Here is a 24,706-nt window from a genome sequence, read left to right as displayed (position 1 = left end):
GCCCTTCAAGGCGGTGGCGGGGCCGGGGCGGGTGGTCGCCCGAGGTCGGCCGGCCGGGCCGGCTGATTCGCGGCTCGATCCCCTTGGATGCGGTGACCAGGCACGACGTGACCCTTGGACTGGCCAAGAAAGCGCTCGATATGACGCGAATAGCTCTGGGTCGTGTCCTGATTGTTCTCGTCAGCCGTCTTGTTGGCGCCAGTCCGCGATCGGCAGAGTCAATACCCCGCTTGCACGATCTTCCTTCGGATCGGTCTGCGGCGCGTCTACCTCCGACAGCTGTTGGTTTGTGGTGGGGCGACGTGCGGTTGCCATATCGAAGAAGGAGATGGGGACGCGTGCTTGGTCGGCCAAGGTGCGGGCGGGGTAGCCTGCCGCTGCGAGGAGTTCGACGCTTCTAGGCAGCAGCGACGGCAGCTCGGGCGCCGTTCCTTCGCCGGGTTCCTGTCGACGCCATCCGCGGGCCGACAGTGTCACCATCGCCTTCTGGTAGGTCGAGTCGCTCATCACGTTGAGTTGGCGCGAACGCATGAGAAGCGCCTGCAGGCTAACTCCCCAGCGCTCCTTGAGGGAGAACAGGCGCTGCCAGTCCGCTCGCGCCGGCAACTCGTCGATGATTCCCGCCGCAGGCATTAGGAACTCGGACGCGAAGCGGTGCGCTTGATCCTCGACGAGCTTGCTTCCGGGTTCCGAGTCCCCGTGCATGACGAGATGCCCGAGCTCATGGGCGACATCGAACCGCTGCCGGTAGTAGTCCTCCTTGACCGGGTTCAGCAGGATGATAGGGCGATCGACCGCTTCGATCGAGAACGCGTCCACGGCGGCGGTCTGCGGCAGCGAGAAGACAACGAGCACCCCGTTGTTCTCCAGCAGTCGAATAAGGTGTCCTGTGATTCCAGTTCCCATGCCCCATACGGTACGAACGTGAGTGGCGGCGTCTACCGCTTCTTCGAAGGCCACCTCGTCCGGCGGAACCGGTCGTCGTGGTACATGGCGCTGTGGTAGTTCGACGTACTTCTCCAGCGAGGCCGCCACGTCGGCGACGAGACACCCGTAGGCGTGTGCCTGGTCGCGAACGAGTTGGGTCGTGGACCTCAAGGACCGGAAGTGCGGTGTTGGGATCGTGGTGTCAGGCGCGTTGGCGGCGATGAAAAACGACGGTTCGACCTTGAGAGTCAGTGCGAGTTGGGCCACCGTGGCGGGCGCCGGGCGCTTCGTCCCGTTCTCGTATCCAGCTACGGCGGTTGGGGTCTTGCCGATACGTTCCGCGAGGCCGTTTTTTCGTAGCCCGGCGACCTGCCTGGCTAGGGTCAGCCGTCGTCCGCTGAACAGCCGCGCGGCGTCGGCGAGCCGCGCGGCTGTAGTCGCGGTGGTGGGGCTTCTCATCGCCCTGACGACTCCACAGCAGATTCCTTGCCGGCGACACTGGGTCGCAGTCGCACGGGCGCGTCCGGCACATCGGCGTCACGAACGGGGCCGGTCGGCACGGGCGCCTCTGGCTTCACCCCGGAACCCGTACCGCCGTCGCCGCTGAGCAGGGACCGCAGCCACACCCACGGCCGGCCGCCGTCGACGTTGAGCCTCGGCTTGCCGACGTACAACTCGGCGGCTCCGCTGTGCGGATCGATGCTGTGGGCAAGGACGATGTTGACGACCGAGTCACGCTCGTTCGCCTGGAGCAACTCGCGCAGGGTGACGGTGTTGAGGGTCTGCCCGAGCGGTTCCTCGTAGGTGCCTGGCAGAACGAACTGATCGAGATTGTCCGTACCGGTCTGCGCGGCGATCTTCCGCTTCGTGGGACTCTTCCGTCCCCAAGCAATGTCGTGAACCTTCCCGTACTCGAACGAGGACAGGAACCATCGGTACCGCCCATGCCGCCAGGCTGGCGAGTTGTTCAGGTCAGCCCTCTCGACTCCGGCGACGGCGGGCAGCGAGTCATGCTCGACGGGAAGCAGTCCCGCGACCAGCAGGTCCCGGTCCCGACCGTCGTCCTTGGCGATGTACCGCTCCAGCCGGAACACCCGGTCCTGCCGATCGACCAGAAGGGTGTGCGTCGCGATACCGAGCACGGTCTGGTTGTGCCCCGTCTCCGGGTCGAAGTCAGCCCAGGCCCGCCTGTGCGCGGACGCCGCCGCCCAGCGGAGCGCCTCGACGATCCCACCATCGGCCATCTCACCGATGACCTTCTCATCCTCGGTCACGGCGCGAACTGTAGCATCGACACGAAGTTGATGTAAAAAACTGAACCGCGTGGCGGAACTCGGCCTCACCCGCGAACCCCAGCGGCTCACGACGCCCGTACCGCCCCGGCCAGCCGTCGATCCGGCCATCCGCCCGACCAGCGCCGGCCTGTCTCCATCGCGGCAGTCGTCGACCTATGCGGATCGGGGGCACGGCACCTTGGTACTTCGACTGTTCCGCCACCGACGCGTTCGGCGAGCCCGCCCGGGCGTGCCGAGGCGGCTCCCCGTCCAAGGCCGCCGCCAGACGCGCGCGAAACGAGTGGCTCAACCGCACCGGCGAGGAACGCACCGCGCAGGGGTGGACCCTGGAACGGTGGCTACGGTACTGGCGACCGTGGTCGGTCGGCGCCAGGCCCTACTTGTGTCGCGCACCCGACAACTAGTGATCCGTTCGGGCGGTGTTGCGCAGTGAACGGTTCGGCCAATCTCAGTCGGGACGATTATCGATCGCGACCATGATGAAACCGCTCAACAGCGGAAAGTGGAGACCGATGAAACGCGAAACTCTGCTGTTGCTCATCGCTGGCGCGCTGCTCGCGGCCGGGCTCTTAATCGGCTACGTTCCAGTGCATTCCTCGAGCGGGCAGGACTGCGGCAGCCCGTTCGCTTCCAATGTCAAGACTCTGCGCCTGGCCGGCTCCCTGACGAAGTTGGGCGGCGCATACAGCGGCAACGGCTACGGCGACCTGGGGTTCGGTGACGCCGTAGCCGAGTGCGAGGCCAAGCACAACGGCACGCGGCCAATTGCGATCCTGCTCCTGGCCCTGGGCGGCACTGGCATGCTAGCCGGGTTCGTCGGCTACACCGTCACAAGGCGGCAAAATCCCTCGGCGCAGGCACCGTTTCCGGGCGGCTGACTACTAGCGGTAGTTTGTCGGCTTCCTAACTTCGTATGGTCTGTGGCGTTGCGTTCGGCAGATGGTTGTCGAGCGATGGGGTGCTGGGTGGTTCGTGCGGTGTGTCCGCCGGCTGCGGGTCCGTTGGAGGACTACGCGGCCTGTTTCGACGAGTTGTTTTCCCGGCTGACGCAGCGGCGCGGGTTTCGTGACTATCTAACCGGTCTGCTGGCGCCGCGGGACCGCAACAAGACGCTGACCGGGCTGGCCGGGTCTGAACCGGTCAAGGGAGCTCAACACGCTCCGGTGCAACGGCTGCAGCACTTCCTGTCCCAGTCCACATGGGATCCCGATGAGGTCAACCGTCGACGGTTGGAACTGCTGATCAACGACCCGGCGACAGCACCGCACGGGTGTGGTGTGATCGCGATTGACGATTCCGGTGACCGTAAAGACGGGACCGCCACGGCGCATGTCGGGCGGCAGTGGCTGGGCCGGTACGGCAAGACCGACAACGGCATCGTCACCGTGACGACGGTGTGGGCCGATGAGCGCGTGTACTACCCGTTACACGCCGAGTCCTATACCCCGGCATCACTGGTCGGCCGGCCGAGTCGCCGGACTGATACCGTCCGCCGACGACGGCGACCGGTGGAGCGCAGCTGTCGCCGCCGCCGTCACCGCCTGTGTTCACCTCGACCGGCGTCGTCGGTCACCGTCGACTGACCGAGCTGGATCGTCGCAGTGCGGCTCTTGGCGGCACCGATCGCGTACGACGACAGCCAGGTCGCCCGGCCGGCCCTGATCCTGCCCCGTCGCCCGGGCCTTGCTCGCCGGTTACCGGGTCGCGTTTCCATTCCTCGATCTCCAGTGTCAAAATCTTCTACCGCTTCAACTCCGGCACCTTCATCCCGCCGATGTCATGGAGAGATCGTGAGCGACAGCAACCGACCGCCAGCCGGCGAAGAGATCTCCCCCACCGGTACCGACAGGGCCGGACCGGCGCCCGGCCAGGCCGAACAGCACGACACCGTCGCCCAGGCCGGCCGGCGCGACCAGCTCCAGCTTCCCGGCTGGATGACCCGGGCAGCGCCAAACCCGGATCCCCGGCGGCGGCATCGGATGCGGGCCTGGCTGGACGACCGCGGGCTCAAAGTGCTGGCGATCGGAATCGTGGTCGCCCTCTTCGTACCGTTCGGCCTGATGATCCGGGACGTCTGGTTGGCACCGCCCGGCACGCCCAGCTACGTCAGCGCGGTGAACGTGTACGCCGGCACGGACGCGGCCAGATACCGGGAGGGCGTGGCCGGGGTCGAGCTTCCGGAGGCTCACCCCACCACCGGCTTCACCGCCGAGCAGGTCGGCACGGCGTTGGGCGTCGTCCGGCAGGCGTTGGCCGCCTCCCGACTGGACGACCGGATGCTCACCGGGCACGACCCCGGCGCGTTCCTCGACCTCCTGGCCCCAGCCGACCGAGCGGCCCGACATGCGGACTTCGCCGACGGGCCGGTGCCGTTCTACGCCACACAGATCTCGGCACGGATTCCGCTCGCCGAGGTGGAGCCCCGGGTGCAGGGCGAGATCACCTATCAGGGGATCACCCTCGCCGGGGCGCCGGTGCTGGAGGTGGTCACCCGGTTCACCTGGGTGTACGCGTTCGACGTCCAGCAGGCGGGGCGCGGCCGGCACCTGGTGACGGTCACCGACGGGCTGGTCTGGCACGTCGTACCGGCGACACACACCGATGCGTCCGCACGCGGACTGCACCTGTTCGACGGCGCGTCTCGAGCAGAGAACGCGGAGTGTGAAGCGTATCGGAAGGGCCGGATCACCCCGGCCGGACGCGTTGCCACCCCGTGCGCTCGGTGACCACGACGAACTCGAGCCGCTGCCGCCTGGCCACAACCTGCGGGGTGAACGACGCGCCCCGATCGCGGGGCAGTGGCTGACAAAGAATCAGGTAACCGAACGACAGGATCATGCCCCCGCAGCATGCCGCCAGTCATCAATTCCACAGCGGACAAAGTCGCACGTCAGCGCCTGCGACCGAGTTTCCGAACAGTACACGCTCGGGCACGCAGATCCGGCTGACGGTGCGCGTTCAGGGAACGCCGTCCGGCTGACCACCGAACTACGCGAACGCGGCTACCGCGGCAGCACCCGCACGGTGTGCCGGCTGCTGCAGGGCTGGCGGGACGGCACGATCAAACCGACCGCCGTGACCGCGGTCGCGCCGAAACCCAGGGAAGTGACCGGCTGGATCATCCGGCCCGCCAGCGAGCGCAGCGACGACGAGCAGCGCGGCCTGGCCCGCATCCTCGCCCGGTGTGACAGCCTGAGCACCGTCGAGCAGCTGGTCAGCGACTTCACCGGCATGCTGCGCCAACGTCAGGGCCAGCACCTGGACACCTGGGTCGCCCAGGCCAAGGCCAGCGGCGTCGCGCAGCTGGCCGGCTTCGCCGCCGGCCTGCTCAAGGACTACGACGCTATCCGCAACCGCCTCACCCTGCGCTGCAGCAGCGGCGCGGTCGAGGGCAACGTCTGCCGATTGATTCTGTGAGCGAGTCCAGATCGCGCAGCCGAGCGTGGCTGGCGTCGGTGCTGACATGCACTGGCCACGGCCCGATGCTGAGGGTGCTGTTGAGCTGCCATTCCAGGTGTGCCTCCACACGACCATCATGCACCGCTGTCGCGTGGGTAGGGGCGTCAGGCGCTGGGTGCAGGCAAAACGGTCAGGGGCAACAGTTTGCCGGGTTCGGCGCGTAGCTGGTTCGGCGTCGGGCCGGCTGGGGTGGCGACGTCGGCGAGGCCTTGCAGGAGACGGTCGACGGCGGCGTGGTCGTTATCGGCCGCGGCGCGTTCGTCGTCGGTGAGCGGGATGCCGACCAGCAAGCATCAGATCAACCGGGCGGGGCTGCCGCCGATCCGGCTGCACGACCTGCGACACGGCGCCGCCACCCTGGCATGCGCCGCCGGCGCCGACCTGAAAGCGGTCCAGGACCAGCTCGGCCACGCCACCATTATGATGACCGCGGACACCTACACCAGCGTCCTACCCGAGTCGCAACGGGCAGCGGCCGAAGCCACCGCCCGCCTCGTCCTCGACGCCGGCAAACCCGGCAAGGAAATCCGGCGTCAGCTGCGCCGCAACCAGGACACACCGCAGGAGCCTGCCGTGGCCACGCAGGTACGGTCAGCAGCAGCATGCCGACCGCGGTGGAAGCCGTCTCGGGATGCGGGGGCAGCCGGACTTCGAGCGTCACACCGCCGCCGGGCCGGTCAGGCACGCGGATCCGGCTGACCGTACGCGTTCCTCGGACCCGGGCCGTTCTGGTAACGGTGGTGCGGCGACGTGGGTGTGCGTCGTAGGCTCCGGTACTCGGTCGCCTGGCCGTGGGTCGTCGGGCGCGCGGGCGGAGGATTGGTGCGGGTGGCGCAGCTGGAAACCCTTGTGTCGCAGGTGTGGAGTCCGAGTAGCCGGCCGTTGGTCGAGGAGGCGTGGCGCTGCTACAAACTCCGGCGCGATCCGGGCCAGCATCGCGGTGACGTGGATCGTTGTCACCGCGGACATCATCACCAAACTCACCCGCCTCGCCGACGACGGTGACAACGCGGCCGTCCCGTTCCGCGACGAGTTCGCAAGGGCCCAAGCCAAGGGCTTGACCAGAGAGGGCGTGCGTGCGATGCAGACCATTGAGGCGACGCTGCTGGACAAGGCCGCCAGCTTGGAGTTGATCGACTCGATCGGTGTACGCGAGTTGGAGCGGATCCGTGAGGACCGCAACCTGTGCGTGCATCCGTCGCTACGTGGTCATGGGGACGTGTACGAGCCGCGATCGGAGGTCGCCCGGGGACACCTCGCGGTGGCCCTGACGATGCTGCTGACCCACCCGCCGATCCAGGGCGGCAAGGTCCTCGAGGCGTCCACCGCCTACATCTGCGACCCGTTGTCCGTCCCGACGCTGCCGCAAATCCAGGCGACGTTCTTCGACCGGGTCCGGGTCGCGACCCGGCGGACCCTGGCCAGGTTCGCCGCCAAGCACGCGGTACTCGAGATCGATCCAGGCGGGCAACTCCCGGCAGCCGAGCGCGCCGACCGGATGGCCGCGGCGCTCAGGGCGTTCGCGGAACGGGACCGCGAACTGGTGCGCGAGGTGGTCGCGGAGTAACGTGACAGGTTCCATGTGCTCGGCGGCGGTCCGCGGCTTCGGGCGCTGACCCGGCTTGGCAACCAGGACTACCCTGGAGCCTCGTGGATGAGCCTAATGAGGCCGACCTCGCCCGCCACCTACACGTGCTGCGCAGCGCGGTCGTGCTCGGCGCCCAAGCCACCGCCGCCCGCGCCAGCAAACTGGAACGCAAACACCACGCCCTGTTCATGCGGCTCCGCGACCGCCGCGACGACTACCTGCGCTTCGTCACCAACCCCGCCGTCCCGTTCGACAACAATCCGGCGGAGCGCACCATCCGCATGCCGAAACTGAGGATGCCTCCGGCAGCATGCGGACCCTGACCGGAGCCGAACACTTCGCCGCGATCCGCAGCTACACCGCCACCGCCACCCGGGACGGCATCAACACGCTCGACGCCCTCATCACCGCCGCCACCGGCAACCCCTGGATCCCCACCACCGCCTGACCACCAGGACTCCCACACGGCTCCCACGCGACCTCGATTCAGGGACCTATCCAGTTCCCCCATCACGAGATGTCAAGAAGCATCAGAAAGGTAGCGATATTCGGCGCGACCTGCCGCCATCGTCCATTCTGGGCGAAAAATACCACGTCTGGATCTGAAATTGATCTGGAGTAGTCAAGCGCAAAAGGCCGCTCTATGCCCAGATCGCCGATAAGCACAGTGCGATTGACAGTTATGGCTCCGGGCTGATCAACGCCATCATCGCCACCCAGGTACCAAGTCAGAATATCAGCGTCGAGACTGAATAGACCTTCGGTCTGCTCGGCCATAGCCTTCAAACTGTAAAATGCCGGATAGTCCGGCTCCTCGCCGAAAACTGCGTACATTAGCCGGCTGTCAGCCGGGGGAGCCCAACGCCCACTCTCAACCACCTCGACCAGAACGGGTGGCACAGGAAGCCGATTAACAGCAATCACAAACCCGGCTCCTTGTCCCACACTTTCCGACCGGTTGCGGCAGAGACGGCATCTCTAACCTGTTGCCGATATTCATGAGGCGCATAGCGGTTCCCGAAGTTTCTACCATTCAGTCCAGATCCCCACTTAATGGACAGCCCACCCTCCTCGAGAATAATAGTGAACGCCACAGTCCGCTTTGACATATTGAAGTGTTCGAAATTGATCTGACCGTGCCCGCCCTGCCGCAGAACGATGTTCGGGGAATCATCAGGCGAGCGGTCCTCTACGCTCCGCTGCGCTCGGAAGAGTCCGGTCTCCAGATCATACACCCCAGGGAAACCTGCACCATCTTTATGGCCTCCGAGGGCGCCGCTATTATCATATCCCTCGGCATTACTAATCAAGTCATTGCAGTTGTGTACGAGAATGGGTGCGTTGCCGGCCTCTACATAGTACGTGTGGATGTCGTCGACGGTCAGGTTGTAAACAGTGGTGATCTCGGTCCAGCGCTTGATTGCGGTGATCTGAACCCAAGTGCCGGCCGCGGTCTGGACGAGTTGGCCAACCTGCAACTCAGTCGCCGGCAGCCACGCCTTCAGCTCCGGCAGCCAGAACGGATGTCCTGCGGTCGCCACTACCGCGCCAGTGGCCCCGCCAGCCGCACCGTCGAGATCAACGGAGATCTCGACCAGGTTCTTCACACCTTGGCCAACGATCGTGGCCACAACTGTCTTGACCGCCGTCTCTCCGGTCTCCGGGTCGGTTGCGACGACTTGGTCGCCGACCTTTACCTCATCGATCGGTTTTGAGGTCCCGTCGGCCATCCGCACTCGACTGCCGCCGGTGAAGCTGTTGCTCTCGCACGAGCCACCACTCTTGCCGCCTTTTCGGCCCCCGCTCTTGCCGCCTGCTCCTCGACCAGAGCCGGTGCCGAATTCCTCCGCGTTCGCAATAGCATGCAGCTTGATTATCTGCCATTCATAATCGCCGCAATCCATTGCGCCACAAGCAATCATAAGGACACTAGTAGCATCCCATGAACATTCGAAGTTGCAATAGTCGCCACCATACATCCGGTAGTACGTACCCTTGGCCTCCCGGTATGCCTCTTCGAGGCCCGGAGGCGCCCCCGGCGGAATCCGCAAGCCGTCGAACGGCACGGGCACCTTCGTTTCAGCCCGGTCCTGGCGCCAGGTGGCCTCGCGAAGCCGCCGCTTCTGCTCGTTGATCCGCTCCCGCCGCTTCCGATCCCGCTCCGCGGCGATCTTGGCACCGTTCCGGTAGTGCTTCTTGTACGGGCTGTTCGAGTATGACGCCGCCTCCAGCGAGCCGATCCGACCGGCGTACACGTCGTCGGGCAGCAAGCCTGTCGGGTCGGAACGGGTGACCGGGTCGTTGTTGGCATAGCTGTAGCCGTTCCACTGCTGCGGATCCATCAGGTCCTGCACGGGGTCGACGCTGATGAACCGGCCGATCGCCGGGTCGTACTCCCGGGCGCCGAGGTGCGTGAGACCCGTGGTGGAGTCCTGGGTGCCGCCGACGAAGCCCTTCTCCGTCGGCCAGCTCGTGCTCGGTGGCTGCACGCCGCGCGGACCGCCGAACGGCGTCGACCGGCGGTGAATGATGCTCCCGTCCTCGGCCACCACCGCCTGCCCGGTACCGTGCTGATCCGCGGCCAGGTACGACAGCCCGTCGGCCTTGCGTACGATCGAACCACCGCCCGGCACCGGGTAGTACCGGGTACCGTCGACCGCCCTCGTCGCGTGGTCGAGCCGCAACTCCATCCCCGGCAGGTAGAGCGTTGTGGCGTCCGGCTCCTTGCGCAGTATCCGACCACCGTCCACGTCGTAGACGAAGCTGGTGGTCCGGCCGGCCTCGGTGACCGACTCGACCCGCCCCTCCGGGTTCCAGACAAGCTCCTGGTCTTCGCCGACGGCGGTACGCCGGGTCGTGTTGCCCGCGTCGTCGTACTCGTAGGTATACAGCCGATCTCCGGCCGAGGTCCGCTCGGTCACCTGGGTCAGCGTGTGTGGCTGCGGCTGGCCCGGTTCCGGGTACTCGTATTCGCGCTCGACGAGGGACGAGCCGCCCGCCGGATGTTGGGTCTCGGTTGTCCGGTTGCCGACCACGTCGTAGGTGTAGGAGTGGTGGTACGGCGCGACCCCACCGACCCCACTGGTCGCCGGTCCCCCGGCGCACGGATCGGTCGCGGTGCTGGCCGTGGCCCACGCCTGGACGAGCTGGCGCAGGTAGTCGTAGTTAAAGCATTGGATGTCGCGGATCCCGCTGGGCGTGTCCGCGATCGACGTGACATTGCCCGCCGGATCGTAGCCGTAGCGCGCATCGATGTCGACGACCGGTGCGGTGCTCCGGTCCAACCGGTGCCGGCTAAGCCGCTTCGAGCCCTGCTCGTACTCGTACGTCGACCACACCAGCCCCGACCCGAGCGCGATCTGCGACTGGAGTACCTCGCCGGTCGACGTGTAGTCGACGGCGGTCAGGTACGGCACGACACCCTCGGTGCCGATCAGCCGCCGCAGGCTGTCGTACTCGTTCACGACGACCTCAAACGGTAGGCCGCCGCCGTCGGTCATGCCGACCGACTGGACCGTGCCGTCCCAGTTGTATTCCGTACCGAAGCCGTAGGACCCGGCCAGTTCCGCGCCGGCCGCCGCAGGCACGTCGTACCAGGTCTGGTGCGGCCGATAGAACTCGTCGTAGTCCGTGTAGTAGGTGGTGTACTCGGCACCGTCGGCGTATCGGGTGGTGCTCGCGAGTTGCCCCAGCGTCGGGTCGTCGTATCGCCACTGGCTGAGTAGTTCACCGGTCTCGGCCGCGCCGTGGTAGGTGGCGGTCTTGCGGCCGATCTCGTCAAAGGTGTGGCTGATCGTCTTGCCGGTGCCGTTGGTGCTGCTGACCAGCCGGTCGAGGTCGTCGTAACGGTAGGTCGAGGTGCCGGCGTCCGGGTCGACCGTCTCGATCTTCCGGCCCCGCTGGTCGTATGTGTGGCGCCAGATGTTGCCCGCCGGGTCCTTCATCGTCGCGAGGTGGCCGGCCGACGTGTAGGTGTACTCGGTCTTGTCGGCGTCGCCGGACGGTCCGCTGCCCTTGTACTGCCGAATCTCCACGACCTTGCCGAGGGCGTTGGTGAACGTGGTGCGCGGCGTTCCGCCTTCCGGCGGGTCGACGGAAACCCAGTCACCTCCGTAGGTCGTCGTCGTGCGCCATTTCTCCACTCCGGCGACGGCGAAGATCTCATGCGCGACCCGGTCCGCGCCGTCGTAGACGAAGAGGGTCTGTCCGTCCACGTCGCCGTTGTTGACTGGAAGTATCTCGGCGCGTGGGGCACCGACCGCCGGGTATGGGTCGTAGGTCTTGTCGACCTGCCCGGTAGGCGTGTAGAAGGTGTCGGCGACCAGGCGGAGCGTGCCCGGTCCCTCGGTCTGGGACTGCCTGGCCCGCAGGAACCCGTCGTACAACTGGTAGCTGACCCGGTAGGTGGCGTCGACGCGCCGCTCCTCCGACCTGACCGCGACCGCCTTGTCAGCCTCGATCAGATAGGTGTACTTGAAGTTGGGCGCCAGTCCCGGCACCGTGCTGGTGTTTGGAAGCCACACCTTCGCCAGCCGGCCGAGCGGGTCGTACTCCGAAAGCGTCTTGTAGTCGTTCGGATCCTGCACGCTGATCTGGGTGCCCCAGGCCGGGTGGTAGTCGGTGACGGTCTCATGTTCCAGCGGATTGACCTGGACAACCTTCGTCGTCAGGCCGTGCGTCTCGGTATAGGTGGTGCGGGTTACCTCACCGAGCGCGTTGGTCGCGATCAGTGGCCGACCGTAGCTGTCGAACGTCCCTTCGGCGACCCGCAAGTAGGTTGGAGTGGTGCCGTCGTGGCTGGCGAGCCGTTCGGACCGGGTGGGATTGCCCGTCGTCGGCGGGACCCCGTAGGCCTTGCCGTCGTACCAGGTCCGGATGTCGTTGAGGACCTGCGTCCGGCGGTCCGGTGTGGCCGAGCACAGTACCGACACCGTCTCGGTCCGAGCGATGAGGGAATAGAGGTGGACCGCTGGGTTGTCCACGTAGGTCGACCGGGTGCAGTCCTCGTCACCGTCCTTGCTGACGTCGCCCTCGTTCTCGCTCTGTACGATCCGGCCGTAGGTCGTTTCGAAGACCGAGGAACTCCTGGTCTCCCGCCACTGGCCGGAGCCCAGTGCGGTCAGGCTACGGGTGGCGGTGGTGTTGACGAAGTACGCCCGCTTGGTCATCCCGCTGTGCGACTCGGTCGCGGTGTTGTGTCGCCACGGCGTGCCGAGCGACTTCGTGACCTCGGTCGCACCGTCGAACGACTTGCTCTCGTACTCGAAGCCGGAGTACTCGTCGTGGTCGACGTGGGCGGTCCCGGTCGAGTCGGTGACGGTGACCGAGCGGGTTCCGCCGGCCGGGTTCTTGTCGCCGTGCATGCCGCGCAGGTAGTAGTACTCGTTCCTGGTGGTCATGGTCTGGCCGCTGCCGCTGGTCACCTCGACCCGGCCGTAGCCGCGCCACTCGCTCCAGGTCAGGTCCTCGGCCTTGGTGATCCCGTCTGGCTCGCTGTGCCGCCAGGCCGCGTCGCCGTGGTACTTGTAGCGGGTGACCATGTCCGGGGCGCCACCGGTCCGGTCGGTGCCGATCACCTCGGCGACAACGTACTTGTGGAACCAGTCGGTGATGTCGTTCTCGGTACCGGTCGGATCCCACTTCACCGGATAGCAGCGTCGGGTGCTGTTGCCCGGGGTCGGGAGGTTGCCCTCGTTGCAGTCCTCGTCCGCGTAGGTGATGTCGATCTGACCACCGGTGTCGGTGTAGACGGTCGCCAGCCGGAACCGGACCAGCGGCGCGACCTGGTCCCCGGTCTTGTCGATCCGGTTCGGCTTCTGTAGGCCGGCGAACTCGATGTACGGCATGTCGATGCTGCCGTTGACCAACCCGGTATGAGTCAGCTTGTAGAGCCAGAGGGTCCGACTGCCGTCGCCGTTGTCGGTGAACAGGTGCTCAAGCTTCCACCGGTCGACCGGCGTCCACCCGCTGGCCCCCCGGACCTCCGTCGTGACGGCGGTAAGCCGCTTCCGGGTCCAGAACGTCGGACTGACCTGGTCCAGCTTGCACTTGGTGTCCTTGACGCAGTTGCGGTCCCACGGCACGTCGTGCCAGCGTGCGGCGGTGGCGTCGGTCAGGTCTTCTGGATCGCAGTCGGCGGGAGCGGCCAGGCACCGCTCCGCGGTGTCGAACCGGACCCGCGCAGGAGCGTTGCTGCTGTAGACGGCGCCGTCCCGCTGGCCGTAGTCGATCCGCTTGAGCCAGCCGCCCCGGTGGTATTCGTCGCCGTTGACGTCGGTACGCCCGCCACGCGCGTAGTAGTTGCTCTCCCGGCCGTAGAAGTACGAGACGACCTGTCCGTTGCGGTCCTTGACGTAGTCGAGGTTCCACCGCCATGCCTGGTCGCAGTATGACTCCGCGAAGGTGGGCTTCTTGCAGGGCTCGTCGACGCCGTTGACGGTGTCGTCTCCGTAGACCGGCACGGTCCAGGTGGAGAGGGTTTCCTCCTTGTTCGCGGACCAGCCGGGCAGCCGGTTCAGCCCGAAGTAGTACTGGATCCCGTCGACCGTGGTGATCCGCCAGTACTCGCCGTCGTCGTCGCCGTTCGTCGCGCCGGTCAGCTTCTCGATCTTGGAGCCGTCGTCACTGGCCGGCCGCCAGGTGTTGCCGTCCCTGACCAGTTCGGTGGAGGATCCGTTGAGCAGCATCGTGGCGTTGTCGTACGCCCAGCACTGGTCGGCGGACTGGTCATGGCCGTCGTCCTTGCACGACTTGTACCGCCGCTCGATGTGGCCCGGCTCGTAGCTGAACCCCTCACCGATCCAGGAGCCCTGGTTGTTGGTCGTCGCGGTCCGCCCGTCGACCGCCTGCGACGAGTACGACAGCCCGACGTTGGGTCCGCCCTCACCGGGGACCGGCGGCATCCGCAACGGATACGACCAGGTGAATCCGCCGCTGGACGCCGAGACCGACCACTTGGCCGACGGGGAGAGTTGGGTGGCTGCGTAGGAGCCTTGCGAAGAGGAGTCCTCGGCGACCATCGCGTAGAGACCGCCGCCGGTCGGGGTGGTCGCCTCGGCGGTGAGGGTGCGGTCCTCGCCATTGTTGCGGGTGGGCACCGGCTCGGGCGCGCACTCTGCCCGGTCCGGCGTGCTCAGCGCGCACTCGGGGAGCCGGGTCAGGCGCAGCCGGGCACCGAAGTCACCGCCGTAGAGGTTGGCGATCCCCTCGTACCCGACAGTCAGCCCGACCTTGGCGGCGGACCGTTGCCCGTCAGCGCGGCCGAGCCGGAAGACCGGGCCGTCGACCCTGGCCCGTTGGGATGCCGCGCGGTCCAGCACCTCGACCCGGACCCGCCCCGGACTCGTGACGTCGCCCCCCGCCCTGTCCTCGCTGGCCGGCGTCGCGGCCGGGGTGACCGAGACGGTGAGCCCACCAGCCTTCACACCGGCGGCCGATGCGGCCCGGCCGGCAGGTGCGGTGGCGACGGGAATGTCCGCCGAGCCCGGCGCCGGCCAGGAGACCGGCGCGGATTCCTGGACTGCGGCCTCGAACGCCTCGTTCCGCTTCCGGTCCTTGACTGCCAGCGCAGAACGCTCCGGGACCTTCCGGGCTGGGTCAACGACCTCCGGCTTCTCCCGAGCAGCCGGTGCGGCCGAGGCCGGCGGGCTGGCCAACTCGGCCAGGCCGACGCACATCACCCCGGCCATCACCCAACAGAGCGGCCGGACGACCCGGCGCTGGAACGCACCGGACGCGACCAAGACTCGGGAGAACATCGATTCCTCCAGGACGGGTAGTCAGGGGCATCGTCGGCCAGTGGGACGGCCGGCGGGCCCGGACAGAGACCCGTTGACCGTCCCGGTCGTCAATAGGTCGGTTGTTCCCGGAGCGGGTTGGTTATCCGCTGAACCAGGGTCCGGTCGGCGACACCGCTGTAGATTCGGACGTCGTCGATGGCGCCGGACAGGTGCTCGCCGTACGCGTTGTCGGCAAAGGCCCGGCCGACTTGCAAGCCCCCGGTCGCCTGGAACGGCGAGACCAGATCGATCGACTCGACCACCTCGCCGTTGAGGTAGAACAGCATCTCCCGGGTATAGCCGTTGTAGACCACGGCGACGTGGTCGCCCCGGCCGTTCGTCTTCGGTGCCTGCTCCGAGTCCCGAACGATCGGTTCAGCGTCCGCCACGTCATTGTCGCGTACCGCCAGTTGCCATTGGCCTTCAGCGCTGCACCGCACGCTGACGGCGGTGTTGTGCGCCCCCTTGAGCGACAGCACGGTCATCGGGGTGCCGAAACAGCTGCTCCCCAGCCGGACCCGGGCGGCGATCGTGAAGCTGCCCGCCGTGTCGGCGTTGGCCGTTGTGCTGGCGTACGAGGCGGGCTCGCCGCTCAGCGACAGGTGGCCGCCGCCGAGCAGTGCCGTCGCCGGATGGCGGAAGATGGACGCCTCGGTGCCGAGGGTCTGGCCGGCGCCACCGTCGTACTCCGGACTCGTCGTTCCAGTCACGGCGTTGAGCTGCCAGTACGCCGTCCGGCGCGGAGCCGTCTTCTTCAGCCCGTCGACCTCGCCGGCCTGGACCAGGCGGTCGAAAACGGAGACATCCGCCAGGTCCCCGCCCCAGTAGTCGGTGTAGCCGTGCTTGGTCAGCCGGCGGCCCAACTGCACCGCGCCCCGGGATTTGCTCTGGGAACGGCGCTGCGCGGTCACCGGCGCCGCGTCGCCCACCTGGAGCGACATCACCCGCTGTACGCCGTCGTAGCTCGCGGCCAGGAACGTCCACCCGGTGGTCGCCCCGGCGACGGAGACCTTCCACTCACCCAACGAGACGACGTCGTTGACCGGCATCCGGAAGACCCATGCGCCGCCCTCGACGCCGAGACTGAAGCCCGGTTCGCCGGAGCCGTCCTGGCTGACCGCCACCTGCCGCCGGTTGACGTCGGTCACCTTCACCCAGGCGGTCACCGCGAAACTGTTCGCGGTATCGGTCAGCACGTTCTCCTCTGTGGCGAGATAGCCGTTCGCGGTGCCGTCGAGCCGGGCCGCCGTGTCGGCGGACCCACCGGGACCCGGCACCCCGAACGTCACCCCGGTGCCGACCGAGGCGTTGAAGCCGCCGTACGCGTCACCCGCGTCGCGCGCCCCCGCCACCTCGGTCAGCGCCCACTGCGCCGTCGGCGGGCGCTTGCCGACCCGGAAGGTACAGGTGGCGATGCTGCTGGACCGACCACCCCGGTCGAAGGCCTGGACGGTGACGAACCGCGGTCCCTCCCGGTCCGGCAGCCACTGCACCGTCACCGGTCCGCCTGCCACGGACGGCACCACCCTGTTCTCAGGCAACGGGTTGGTGTTGAACCCGTACTCGTACGCGACCACGTCGGTGGCGGCCGAGTCGAAGGTGAAGCTGCTGTGAACGCCGATCGAGCCGCGCCACTCGTCGTCGGACAGGCACAGGTGCGCGTCGGGCGTACCATTGTCGGCCGCGTCAAGCGGCAGGAACTGCGGCGAGTCGACGTCCGGCGCGCTGGGGCTGGTCTTGTCGAAGATGAACTCGCAGCGGCTGCGACCCGTCGAACTCCACCCACCCCAGGTGGTGTTGTCGCTCGCCCGGACGTCCCAGGAGATCACCACGTCCTGCGGAATGTCGGCCGGAACCACGTATTCGAACCTGGAGCCACTGGACTTCAGACCGGTGACGTAGGTACGGGTCTGCGCGGTGCCGCCCTGCGGTGTCCAGGTCACCCGGAACTCGCCCTTGACCTGCTCCGCGTGCGCCGAGGAGTGGTCCGGATCGCGCAGCACCGCAGTGAGCCTCGGCGGGGTGTCGACGTACGGGCGGCTGGCCCCGGAGAGGCAGTCACCGCCCGGGGACTGCTTCAGATCAGCCAGGTTCGGCATCGACGGGGCCCGGTTGTACCGGACTGAGAGCACCGCGTTGTCGCAGAACCGCTTGCTGTGCTGTGAGTTGGTTTCGTTGGTGGCCTTCAAGCCGAGGGTGATCGATGCCGTGCCGCGCGCGGCGGCGAGATCCACCGCCTCCTTGACGTTCCAGCCGGCGTTCTGGTTGGTTGACGTACACGTCGACTGGGTGCCGGTCGGTGACCTGGTGTCCAGCAGGTTGGCGCCGGAGTCCCAGTTTGCTCCGCCCGGCTGGTTGCCCCAGTTCGTCGAGGAGCTGATCCCTCTCGGCATCAGGTAGATCGAAGCCGCCCGCGCCGTGGAGTTCCAGGCGTGCTGCATGGTCACCCGGAACTCCGCACTGAGGATCGTCTTGCCGGAGTACGGGGTGGCCAGGGTGTAGAGCAGTCGCTTCACTTTGGAGCTGTTGCACGAGTCCGGGCAGAGCCCGATCCGCTCGTGCCGCTTGCCGTCGAACTTCCAGTACTCCTCGCTCGGGTAACCGCTGTCCACCATCGCCCAGGAACTGTTGGTGGTCGCCTGCCAGACCGGGTCGAGGTAGACGGGCCAGTTCGTGGCCGGGTCGGCCAGCATTGCCGCGTCCGGAGTCAGCGTGAGCACGCCGTCGGCGAGGGTCAGGTCGACCGGCGCCACAGTGGCACCCTCCGGCGGGCCCCAGGTCGACTCGTAGTCGGACTGGCCGCTCCGGGCCGCTCCGACGGTCTCCGGCTCGCCGCTGTCCCACATGATCGGGGCGTTCGCTTCGAAGACCGGGTTCCCGGTTGCCGGATCGAGCGCCGCGACACCGCCCTCCTCGGTCTCCTGCACCGTGAAACCCACGGCCGAGACCCCGAGTTCCAGGTCCTGCAACTCGGGCAGGTTCGCCGCTTCCGGGGTCTTCAGGACGATGACGTGCGCGAAGCCCTCGATCGTCGCGTTGACCACCAGGTCGACGTCCGGGAAGACCTCCGGATAGACGGCCTGGTCACCGTTGAGCGTCGGCGCGGGCAGCGGATACGGCCACTGGAGGGTCATCGACCGGTTCTCCCGGGTCACCACCGCCAGCGGCGCGGCGCCCCCGCCGGAGAACCGTACGTCGATCAGCGCGGCGGTCGGCGTGATGCTGCCGTCGGGCTGGTGCACCAGCGTCGCGTCGGCCGGGACCCAGGTGTCGCCCTGGATGACCCGGACCGGTTGGGCGTGGTCGTTGGCCACCAGGCTGCCGTCCGGTTGGGCGAAGACGTCGCGGTACTCGCTGCGGTAGGCGAGCACCTCCACCGGCTGGTTGAGGGCCGCCGCCGCCACAATGGCCTCGGCCTCGGTGTCTCGGACCAACTCCTCCTCGACCGCCACCGGTGCGGCCCGCAGCGCCGCGTCCGGCTCCGGCGCGAGCACCGCCGGAGAGAGCAGACCGGCTAGGCCGGCCAGCAGGCCGAGCAGAAGGAACCGACTCCGCCGTCGCGTCCGACCCGCCACTGTGACGCCCTTCCCCGTGGAGATGTGCATGTCCATCCGTCCCGTCACCCGATCGCCGCGCCGAAGGCGACCTCGTCGGCGGGAAGGCCGCCCTCGCCGGGGCGCCACAGCCGGACTGGTGTGCTGAGGCCAGCGACCAGATCCGACCAGGCCAGCGCGGCGACAGAGCCATCGCCGTACGGGCTGGCCAGGTAAAGGTGCTGCGACGAGCCGCCCAGGGAGAGACCCAGCAGTTCCCGACCGGTCGGGCTGCCCGGCAGCGTGCCGCCGCGCTGTAGGAGCAGCGAGCCGGTGTTCGGGTTCGCCGCGCCGCCGAAGATCTGCACGAGGCCGGCGTCCGGCGTGCCGGCAATGTCCTGCCCCGGCGCGCCCACGGCGGCCAGCAGTGTTTGTGCGGTCGCCACCTCGTCCGGAGCGGTGTTCACCAGGAACACCCGCTCGCCGAAGTAGTCGCCCTCCTCTGCCTGGCCGGCCAACCCCTCGAAGCCCTCCGTGACTCCGTTGACCCCCGAGGCACCGGTGGCGGTTAGGTGGTAGCGGTGTACCTTGCCGGCATCCGCTGACGTCCCGACGTCGGCGCCCGGCTCGCCGACCAGCAGGAACGAGTCCGGCTGCCCGATCGGCGCACCGGTGGGCCGGTAGCTGGCCACCGCCACCGACTTGCCGTAGTTCGCGTTCGCGAAGCCTGCTCCACCGGTCTTGTCCGCGAGCCACTTCGGCCGGCCGGAGACCAGCTCGTGCGAGTAGACCGTGATCGCTCCGGCGAACTGCGCGCCGTTCGGCGTCGTCTCGCCCGGCCGGCCCGCCGCTATGTGGTGCGCCGAGCCGGTGACCGAGTAGCCGAACCGGTCGTCGGTCTCGTTGCTATCGGTGGAGCCGGTCACCGCCTGGTCGAGTACCACGTTGACCGCGCCGCGCAGATAGTGGACCAGGCCGGCGTCGACCGCCGTGCCGAGGTCCTCCCCCGGTGCGCCGATCAGCAGATACGGCTCACCCGAGGCGGTCCGGCCGCCGGCGACTGAGTAGCCGAACCAGTCCTCCGCCTCTAGGGCGTCCGGGGTGCTGCCGACGTCCTGGTGATAGGTCAGCGACGCGGGTCCCATGGTCAGCCCGGCCGGCGAGCCCAGCAGCAGGTACACCACGCCCACGTCGGCGAGGTTGTTCAGGTCCTCGTACGGGACCCCGACGGCGAGGTCGGTGCAGCCGTCGTTGTTGGCGTCGTAGCTGGAGATCGAGGTGCCGAAGCCGTCACCGGCCTCCGCCCCGCCGGAGACCCTCGCGTTGTTCTCGTGCAGGGTCTGCACGGCGCCGGTGCCGCCGTAGCTGACGTGGATCTGCCCGGCTTTCGCGAAACCGTTCACCGTCGCCTCCGGATCAGCGATCGCGATGTCGGCCACCCCGTCACCGTTGAAGTCGCTCTCGGTACTTCCTGCGCAACCGACGGCCGGCGGCGCGGTGACGTAGACGGTCATTTCGCAGAACGACGACCAGACGTCGCTGCCGGCCACGCCGTCCGCCGCCTTCACCCGCCACCGGTACGTGCCGCCCTCGACGAACGCCCCCACCGGCACGGTCACCGATGCGGTGGCCCCGGATGCGACCCCGGTGAAAGTGCTGGTACCGATCGGGACGCTGGCGTTCATCGCCCACCACTCGAAGGTCACCGACATCGCCGTACCGTCACCGTCGGACACGGTGGCCCGCAGTTGCGGGGTGAGCGTGTTGACGAGTGGCCGCCCCGCTCCGGTCGCACATGTCGAGGCCGGTACCGTCGCCCGGGCCGTGACCGTCGGCCAGGAGTTGTATGTCACCGACGCCTTCGGGGCCTCCGCGGCGACGCCACCCTCCCGGGACCGGAACTGCTTGAAGCCGGCCGGCACCGTCTCGTCGGTGGCCCGGATGCCCATCCCGGCCCGGGTACTGCCGGCGGTAGCGGCCCGCTGGAAGAAGCTCTTCCCGTCGATCGTCGCCCAGGCGTCGACGCAGTCGGTCGACCCGTGCGTCGCCAGGGAGGTCGCCTCCTGCTGGTGCCAGGTGGGCTGGCTGGTGAACCGGGTGCTGTAGGTGGACGGATCGGTCGACCAGATCTCCCACGAGGTGGGGGTGCAGGTGTGCGACCAGAAGTTCCACAACGAGACCGTCGCGGAGTTGATCTGCTTGCCGGCCAGCACCGTCGTGTCCCAGGTGATGAACGAGCGGGCCAGCGTCGGTGGGGTGGTGGCCAGCAGGCCGATCTGGAGGTCCGGCTCCTGGTTCTGGTCGGTGTTCACCGTCTCCCGCACGTAGGTGTCGAAGGTCGTGCCGAGCGGGTTCACCGTCGGGTCGATGGTGACCGGAAACGCCGTCGACGGGTTGCGCAGCCAGGCCCTGTCAGGGGTCAGGGTCAGTTCGACCCGGTCGCCCCGCTCCGTGACATCGGTCCGAACCGGCCGGCGCGACGCCGGAGCACCAGTGATGTCCCTTTTCGCGTCCCACATCAACGGGGCCGGAATCCGCGCGGTGGCGGTACCCGCCCGGTCGGTCAGCGTGATGGCACCGTCCGGCTCACGGCGGGAGGCCGCGACTCCGGAACCGGTCAGCGGAAACCGGACCTGCGTGACCCGCTCGATCGCGGCCCGCGTCTTGACCAGGAGGAACTGCTCGAAGCCGAGCCGGGTCGCCTCGACGACCAGGTCCACGCCGGGCAGCGCGTCGACGTACGTGGCGCGGTGGCCGTCCAACGTCGGAGTCGGTAGCGCGCCCGACCAGAGCATCGCGACGCGATTGTCTCCCCCACCGATCGCTGCCAACTCGTGCTCACCGGTGCCCCGCGCCCCGGCGATCCGAAGTCCGTTCGGATGGCCCGCCGGCTGCACCGTGCCGTCGGCGCTCGGCCGCAGGCTGAGGTCGACCGGTATCCAGTCGGCACCCCGCCGGAACCGCTGCACCCCGCTGGCGATCTCGGCCCGGAACTGGCCGTCGGGCAGCGCCCACACCTGCGTGGTTTCCGAGGTCAGGCTATTGACCTGCACCGGCGCGCCGGACTCCCGAGCGACTCGCAGGGAGCGGGCCTCGTCAGACCGGTTCGGGACCCCACCAGAGACACCGTCCGGACCGGCCGCGAGATAGCGGGCCGGCTCTCCTGGTACGCCGATCAGGGCAGCCGCCGTGGCCAGAGCCAGGCAGGACCGTACAACCGCAGCCAGCGAGCCCGCCACGTCCACTCCCCCGTGTCAATCTGTGATGTGCACGGAACTCTATGGATTCGTCACGGAGCACACAAGCGAAATTACTAACCGTGAGGACGGATCAGCCAAAGTGGACAAGACAACCGTCATGATCACTTCTGGGTAATCGGGAATCCGCCGCGAGCCGGAGCTCTGGGTGCAGACACATCACCAACCACCCCAGGAGCACCTCGTTGGCACACGCGGTCCGAGCGCGGCGGTGACGGCCTCGACTTCCGGCCGGCGGCGGTCATCAAGTTCACTGGCGACAACGTGCTGCTCCTCCCCACATGCGTCCGTCTTTGGATGCCCCGCCGAACAGGGCCACCGGTGGCCGACGGCTACCGGCGACCCTCTGGGCCCGCTCGGCGTCGAAACGCGCGCGACGTCAGCGAGTCACGCCTGGGACGCGCCCTCCAGCGACATACGGACCTTCGCGTGGGACAGCAGCAACGCCGCGGTGGCCCGCACCGCCTCCTTCGCCATCTTCTTGAATATGTAGATGTAGGTTTCCGCCGTGGTCACCGGGCTGGCGTGCCCCATGTCGTGCTGGATCATCGTCAGGTCCACCCCAGCGGCCGAGGCCAGTCCGGCAGCGGCGTGCCGCAGGTCGTGCAACCGCACCGGTGGCAACCCGAGTTGCTTGACCAGCTTCGCGAACCGGCGGGTCACCCAATCGGGGCTGACCGGACGGCCATTCGCGTGCACGAAGACCCGTCCCTTCGGTGTCGCTCCGCCGTTACGGCGCCGCTGCTCGTGCCACAACTCCCACAGCAGCTTCACGGTCGCCTCGTCGAGAGCCAGGGTTCGCACCCCGGCCGCCGACTTGGGCGGACCGATGTGCTCTCTCCCGCCGATGACGATGACCTGTTCCCTGATCGTCAGCTCCCCAGCGGCCAGGTCGATGTCCTCCCAGCGCAGGCCCGCCATCTCGCCCCGACGTGGGCCGCGCAGCGCCACCAGCCACCACAGCACGAACATCGGATCGTCGCGTACCGCCTCCAGGAACTGCGCCAGGTTGTTCAGGTCCCACACGGCCACCCGCGGACGCAGGCCGGTCTCACGCCAGACCGCCTCGTGCTCGTCATCCCAGACCACCGCATGCGGACGCGCCCCGTTCGGTAGCCGCAGGTTCCGGGCAGGGTTGTAACCGACAATGTCCTGCCGTTTCGCCTCCGACAACGCGCTGCGCAGGACGGCCCGGATCCGGCTCACGCTGCCCGGCGAGATCAGCCGGCCGCCACGTACAACCTGGCGACAGATCGCGTCCATCGCCCGCTGAACGGTCTTTGTGCGCAGCTTGCTCAACCGGAAGTAGCCCAGGTGCGGGATCAGGTACTTCTCCACGATGCTGCGGTAGTTGAGCACCGTCGTGGGCCGTAACCGGCCGTCAAGCTCGGACAACCAGAAGCGCAGCCAGCGTCGCACCGTCCACGTCCGCCCCACCGCCTCCGGCCCCGGCACCTGCGCCAGTTCCCAGCAGGCCCGCTCCGCCTCAGCCAGGGTGGCGAATCCACCCCTGCGCGCCCGTTCACGACCGCCGTCGGGCCCGGGTACCTGTAAAGCGAAGTACCAGCGGCCGTGGCTGAAATCTGCCAGCCGAGCGCAGCCGGTCCCGAACTGCTTACCGGTCATCTCGTCACGGCAGCCGCACCGTCGGTATACCCGACCCGGCCCTTCGGAGACGCGCATCACTGACACCGCCCGAAGGCGTCGCCGCGCCTATCAAGGAGACGTCCCTGCCCCCTTGGCTTGATCGGGTCTTTAGCGACCCGGCCCGAGGAACGGACATTACGCTCGTAGCCTTTGATTCCATAGCTTAGTTGCAAAGTCTATCCCAACAGTTAGATATACATCTAACTAGGGATCAAAGGCTAGAGATCGAACTCTCTTCGCACGCACCTTCTCGATCCGCTGCTCGCTGGCGCGATCGACCAGCTCAGCGGGGCCACACAGAGCCTTGTACGTGAGTCACAGGCGTGACTCACACGTGACTCACATTGCCCTAGGGAAGATAGCCGATCGACTATCTTCCCTGTTCATGAAGGCGCGCCCGAAGGGATTCGAACCCCTAACCTTCTGATCCGTAGTCAGATGCTCTATCCGTTGAGCTACGGGCGCAGCTGCCGGGTCAGTCTACACACCAACCTCAGCGCGGAGACTCCGGGATTCGAACCCGGGAGGGGCTTTAAGACCCCAACCGCATTAGCAGTGCGGCGCCATAGACCAGACTAGGCGAAGTCTCCCTGTGGTCTCACCAGACCACGTCGGTCGAGGATACAGGGCAGCGACCCGGCGGGGCAAAACGACTTCCCGGTGCGGGCCGTGACCCGCACGGTCCGACCCGCCACGCCCCGCACGGCCGGCGCCGCGACGGCCGTCACGACCGCCGCCGATTCCTGTTCTGTGTCGATCCGCCACCGAGACTAGGCTCACGTGATATGGAGGAGCAGTCGCCCACCGAGCCGCCACGTCGCCGCCCGGAGCCGAAGTCGACGCGCCGCTCCGGCCCGACCAAGGCCGCCTTCACCTCCCCTCCGGACCCTGAGACGGAGACGGCCGGCCAACCTCCCGCGCCGCCCCGGCCGCGCGCCCGTAAGACCCCTCCGACGGTGCTCTTCCAGCCACCTGCCGAACCCGAGCCGCTGCCACCCGTGCGGCCGGGCGCTCCCCCCGAGCAGCCGCCCGGAGCGGTTACCCAGCCCGGCCCCGCCACGCCGCCCTCGGGCACAGGGCCGACCGATCGGGTTCCACCGGCGCTGACGACACCGCGCCACCCACAGACCGCCGAAACCGACCCGGCTCCGGCTCCGGCTCCGGCTCCGGCTCCGGCTCCGGCTCCGGCTCCGGCTCCGGCTCCGGCTCCGGCTCCGGCTCC

Annotated in this window: 16 protein-coding genes and 2 tRNA genes; 8 read left to right on the top strand and 10 right to left on the bottom strand. The window is 67.8% G+C overall.

What is annotated here, in order from left to right:
• Nucleotides 1-180: 180 nt before the first annotated feature.
• Nucleotides 181-1,386, bottom strand: a complete 1,206-nt coding sequence (locus Pma05_RS23870) for an XRE family transcriptional regulator (RefSeq protein ID WP_203859699.1) — start codon at nt 1,384-1,386, stop codon at nt 181-183.
• Nucleotides 1,383-2,201, bottom strand: a complete 819-nt coding sequence (locus Pma05_RS23865) for a hypothetical protein (protein WP_203859698.1) — start codon at nt 2,199-2,201, stop codon at nt 1,383-1,385. Before Pma05_RS23865 ends, Pma05_RS23870 begins: the two co-directional genes overlap by 4 nt.
• Nucleotides 2,202-2,698: 497 nt before the next feature.
• Here Pma05_RS23865 and Pma05_RS23860 point away from each other — a divergent pair, with 497 nt between their 5' ends.
• The 4 genes from Pma05_RS23860 to Pma05_RS23845 all read left to right on the top strand — a co-directional run bounded on the left by Pma05_RS23860 (nt 2,699) and on the right by Pma05_RS23845 (nt 5,639).
• A complete protein-coding gene (locus Pma05_RS23860; RefSeq protein ID WP_203859697.1) occupies nt 2,699-3,100 on the top strand; it encodes a hypothetical protein in 402 nt (133 codons plus the stop codon).
• Nucleotides 3,101-3,223: 123 nt separating this feature from the next.
• Nucleotides 3,224-3,805 carry an IS701 family transposase gene (locus Pma05_RS23855; RefSeq protein ID WP_203859696.1) on the top strand — a complete coding sequence of 194 codons (582 nt, stop codon included), beginning with the start codon at nt 3,224-3,226 and terminating at the stop codon, nt 3,803-3,805.
• Between the two features lie 207 nt (nt 3,806-4,012).
• On the top strand, nt 4,013-4,948 hold the full coding sequence (locus tag Pma05_RS23850) for a hypothetical protein (RefSeq protein WP_203859695.1): 936 nt from the start codon (nt 4,013-4,015) through the stop codon (nt 4,946-4,948).
• A gap of 298 nt (nt 4,949-5,246) precedes the next feature.
• Nucleotides 5,247-5,639, top strand: a complete 393-nt coding sequence (locus Pma05_RS23845; protein ID WP_203859694.1) for a transposase — start codon at nt 5,247-5,249, stop codon at nt 5,637-5,639.
• Between the two features lie 146 nt (nt 5,640-5,785).
• Here the strand turns inward: Pma05_RS23845 and Pma05_RS23840 are convergent, their stop codons facing one another.
• A complete protein-coding gene (locus tag Pma05_RS23840; protein ID WP_203859693.1) occupies nt 5,786-5,971 on the bottom strand; it encodes a hypothetical protein in 186 nt (61 codons plus the stop codon).
• Between Pma05_RS23840 and Pma05_RS23835 the strand changes: the two genes are divergently transcribed.
• The 4 genes from Pma05_RS23835 (at nt 5,958) to Pma05_RS23820 (ending at nt 7,717) form a co-directional block, all read left to right on the top strand.
• Nucleotides 5,958-6,380 (top strand): tyrosine-type recombinase/integrase, encoded by a 423-nt coding sequence (locus tag Pma05_RS23835; RefSeq protein ID WP_203859692.1) that lies wholly within the window; start codon nt 5,958-5,960, stop codon nt 6,378-6,380. The genes Pma05_RS23840 and Pma05_RS23835 overlap by 14 nt on opposite strands.
• 241 nt (nt 6,381-6,621) lie before the next feature.
• The gene (locus tag Pma05_RS23830; RefSeq protein WP_203859691.1) at nt 6,622-7,248 is read left to right on the top strand and encodes a hypothetical protein; all 627 of its coding nucleotides are present in this window, start codon (nt 6,622-6,624) and stop codon (nt 7,246-7,248) included.
• 83 nt (nt 7,249-7,331) lie between these two features.
• Nucleotides 7,332-7,592 (top strand): IS66 family transposase, encoded by a 261-nt coding sequence (locus tag Pma05_RS23825; protein WP_203859690.1) that lies wholly within the window; start codon nt 7,332-7,334, stop codon nt 7,590-7,592.
• On the top strand, nt 7,580-7,717 hold the full coding sequence (locus Pma05_RS23820) for a hypothetical protein (protein WP_203859689.1): 138 nt from the start codon (nt 7,580-7,582) through the stop codon (nt 7,715-7,717). Before Pma05_RS23825 ends, Pma05_RS23820 begins: the two co-directional genes overlap by 13 nt.
• A 62-nt stretch (nt 7,718-7,779) precedes the next feature.
• Here Pma05_RS23820 and Pma05_RS42705 read toward each other — a convergent pair whose 3' ends face one another.
• The 7 genes from Pma05_RS42705 to Pma05_RS23785 form a co-directional block, all read right to left on the bottom strand.
• Nucleotides 7,780-8,046 (bottom strand): hypothetical protein, encoded by a 267-nt coding sequence (locus Pma05_RS42705; RefSeq protein ID WP_239312969.1) that lies wholly within the window; start codon nt 8,044-8,046, stop codon nt 7,780-7,782.
• A gap of 143 nt (nt 8,047-8,189) precedes the next feature.
• Nucleotides 8,190-15,026: a polymorphic toxin-type HINT domain-containing protein gene (locus Pma05_RS23810; protein ID WP_203859687.1), complete on the bottom strand. Its 6,837-nt coding sequence runs from the start codon at nt 15,024-15,026 to the stop codon at nt 8,190-8,192.
• A gap of 89 nt (nt 15,027-15,115) precedes the next feature.
• A complete protein-coding gene (locus Pma05_RS23805) occupies nt 15,116-18,574 on the bottom strand; it encodes a LamG-like jellyroll fold domain-containing protein (RefSeq protein WP_203859714.1) in 3,459 nt (1,152 codons plus the stop codon).
• Between the two features lie 92 nt (nt 18,575-18,666).
• Nucleotides 18,667-21,819: a DNRLRE domain-containing protein gene (locus Pma05_RS23800; RefSeq protein WP_239312967.1), complete on the bottom strand. Its 3,153-nt coding sequence runs from the start codon at nt 21,817-21,819 to the stop codon at nt 18,667-18,669.
• Between the two features lie 405 nt (nt 21,820-22,224).
• Nucleotides 22,225-23,463, bottom strand: a complete 1,239-nt coding sequence (locus Pma05_RS23795; protein ID WP_239312965.1) for a site-specific integrase — start codon at nt 23,461-23,463, stop codon at nt 22,225-22,227.
• Between the two features lie 413 nt (nt 23,464-23,876).
• Nucleotides 23,877-23,949, bottom strand: a tRNA-Arg gene (locus Pma05_RS23790).
• Between the two features lie 34 nt (nt 23,950-23,983).
• Nucleotides 23,984-24,074, bottom strand: a tRNA-Ser gene (locus Pma05_RS23785).
• Nucleotides 24,075-24,706: the final 632 nt, after the last annotated feature.

It is taken from the genome of Plantactinospora mayteni (genome assembly GCF_016862935.1).
GTDB lineage: Bacteria > Actinomycetota > Actinomycetes > Mycobacteriales > Micromonosporaceae > Plantactinospora > Plantactinospora mayteni.
This window is presented reverse-complemented; position numbering and strand designations above follow the sequence as displayed.

Coding starts and splice junctions, on each gene's coding strand:
- Pma05_RS23795 (WP_239312965.1), bottom strand. CDS start 23,463: ATGACCGGTAAGCAGTTCGGGACCGGCTGCGCTCGGCTGGCAGATTTC.
- Pma05_RS23860 (WP_203859697.1), top strand. CDS start 2,699: ATGATGAAACCGCTCAACAGCGGAAAGTGGAGACCGATGAAACGCGAA.
- Pma05_RS23820 (WP_203859689.1), top strand. CDS start 7,580: ATGCGGACCCTGACCGGAGCCGAACACTTCGCCGCGATCCGCAGCTAC.
- Pma05_RS23835 (WP_203859692.1), top strand. CDS start 5,958: ATGCCGACCAGCAAGCATCAGATCAACCGGGCGGGGCTGCCGCCGATC.
- Pma05_RS23870 (WP_203859699.1), bottom strand. CDS start 1,386: ATGAGAAGCCCCACCACCGCGACTACAGCCGCGCGGCTCGCCGACGCC.
- Pma05_RS42705 (WP_239312969.1), bottom strand. CDS start 8,046: ATGGCCGAGCAGACCGAAGGTCTATTCAGTCTCGACGCTGATATTCTG.
- Pma05_RS23810 (WP_203859687.1), bottom strand. CDS start 15,026: ATGTTCTCCCGAGTCTTGGTCGCGTCCGGTGCGTTCCAGCGCCGGGTC.